The organism is Candidatus Gracilibacteria bacterium, from assembly GCA_010119145.1.
Lineage (GTDB): Bacteria > Patescibacteriota > Gracilibacteria > BD1-5 > UBA6164 > JAACSU01.
Map to the genome: position 1 here is coordinate 1 of JAACSU010000020.1, position 2,448 is coordinate 2,448.

Annotated in this window: 2 protein-coding genes; both read left to right on the top strand. The window is 34.0% G+C overall.

What is annotated here, in order from left to right; genetic code table 25:
* The first annotated feature begins 29 nt into the window (after positions 1 to 29).
* On the top strand, positions 30 to 737 hold the full coding sequence (locus GW846_06380; protein ID NDK10371.1) for a JAB domain-containing protein: 708 nt from the start codon (positions 30 to 32) through the stop codon (positions 735 to 737).
* Positions 730 to 2,448 (top strand): N-6 DNA methylase (locus GW846_06385; GenBank protein NDK10372.1); only part of this gene is annotated, 1,719 nt, incomplete at its 3' end. The genes GW846_06380 and GW846_06385, both read left to right, overlap by 8 nt.

Below are 2,448 nucleotides of genomic sequence, written 5' to 3' on the forward strand. Positions count from 1 at the left end.
GATAAAAAATTGTGATAAAATAAAGCAATATGACAAAATCTTTCACTATTCGAGATTTACCACCTTCCGAACGGCCACGAGAACGACTGCAGAAATTCGGTGCCGAAGCACTTTCTGCCCAGGAACTTTTAGCTTTAATTTTGGGTCGCGGAATTGCTGGAGAATCGGTGATGGTTACAGTTCAACGACTTTTAAGTACTTTTGGCAATGTGAAGGCGATCTCCGAAGCTTCACTCGAAGAATTATCCCAAGTTCGCGGTATTGGTTTAGCAAAAGCAGCTCAAATTAAAGCTGCTTTTGAATTGGCTAAAAGAAGTGAAGTCGAGGTTGGAGAAAAAATATTTATAAAAACTGCAGAAGATGCAGTAAAATTAGTTAAACCAAAACTTAAAGACAAAAAGAAAGAGTACTTTCTGATTTTATCATTAGATTCACGAAATAATTTAATCAAAATTAGTGAAATTTCAATTGGTAGTTTAAATGCTAATTTAGTTCATCCGAGAGAAATTTTTAAAGAAGCAATCCAAGCTTTAGCTAACTCAATAATTTTAATTCACAATCACCCCTCAGGTGATGCGATACCGAGTAAAGACGATATTGACATTACTAAACAACTAATAGACGCAGGCGAAATAATGGGTATTACAATTTTAGACCATATAGTTATTGGTAATCAAGATTATAAATCAATGAAAGATAAAGAATTATTACAATTAAAAGGCTATTCTTATGAATAATCAAAATTCACGACCAATTTTAGATAAAGAAAAAACAGCTGGTGAAAAAATATTTAAAGACATTCTTTCTGGAGAACCGATAAAATGGACACCCGAAGAGGAGGTACGCCAACTTTTTATTAAGAAACTGATAAAGGAGTATAAATATCCCAAAAGTCATATTAAAAAAGAAGTTTCTATAAAATCTGGCCAAACAGAAACAAAGAAAAAGGCGGATATAGTAGTCTTTCATAATGATAAAAATTTCCGACCAGAAGAAAATGCCTATATTATTGTTGAATGTAAAAAGAAAGATAGAAAAGATGGCCTTGATCAATTAGAAACCTATCTTTCAAATACTACAGCAGAATATGGGGTTTGGTTTAATGGTAAAGATGCACCTGCTTATATAGAAAAAACTCATAAACCCCATCGTTATCTTTCAGCACCAGATATTCCACCATACGGAAAAACTTTGGCAGACGTCGGTCTTTATAAAAAAAGAGATTTAGTTGCTGCCGAAGATTTAAAAACAGTTTTTGAGGCTTGTCATAATTATATTTATGCCAATGAAGGGTACCTAAAAGATAAAGTTTTTAATGAGGTAGTAAAATTAATTTTCGTGAAAATGATAGATGAAAAATCAACCAGCGCAGATTGCGAATTTAGGATTACTACCAAAGAATTAAGAGAAGTAGAGGAAGGAGGTGGCGAAGAATTTCAAAAACGGACTGAGGAACTTTTTAGAAGAGTGGTTGTTGCTTACCCTGATATTTTTGGTGGAGAGAAAATCTTACTCAAAATTCATACCCTTGCTTATGTTGTTAGTCAGCTTCAGAAATACGATTTTACTAAAAAAACTAGAGCAGAAATAAAAGGAGTTGCCTTCCAAACATTTGTTCACTCCCATTTAAGAGGAGAAAGAGGAGAATTTTTCACTCCTTATCCAATTTTGAAAATGGCTATAGAAATATTAGCTCCAAAAGAACATGAATTAATCTTAGATCCTGCTTGTGGTAGTGGAGGGTTTTTAGTTACGGCTTTAAATTTTATTAGAGAGTGCTTCAGAAAAAATCGTCCTGACCTTAATGAATTTGATATCACCGATGCCATCCGAACTTATGGTAATAATTTTGTTTTCGGTATAGATTTTAATCCGGATTTGGCCCGAGTTTCTAAGATGTATATGGTTTTGAATGACGATGGTCATACGGGTATATTTTCTGAAAATTCCTTAGAGGACTTTTCTGTAATTAGTAATACTTCTTCTCGTAAAGTTCTACCAGAGAAATTTGATATTGTAGTAACAAATCCACCCTTTGGTACTAGAGGAAAAATTACTAGACGAGAAATTTTGGACCATTTTGATCTTGGACATAAATGGGTTAGGGATAAAGAAAAAAACAAGTGGAAAATGGTTCCAGAGAAGGTTTTAAGTCAAGGAAATGGTAAGGGTGGTCAAGTGCCAGACATTCTCTTTATTGAACGCTGTTTGCAATTCTTGAAAGATGGGGGACGAATGGCAATTGTTTTACCTGACGGGGATTTAACGAATTCATCTTTAAGTTATATTCGGCAGTGGATAAGAGATAATGCCAGAATTTTGGCGGTTGTTTCTTTGCCTCCAGAAACCTTTATTCCTTATGGCGCAGGCGTTAAGGCTTCGGTTTTGTTTTTGCAAAAATTACCGAAAAAAGAATTGGAGGTATTAAAGAAAAAAGATCACTCGATT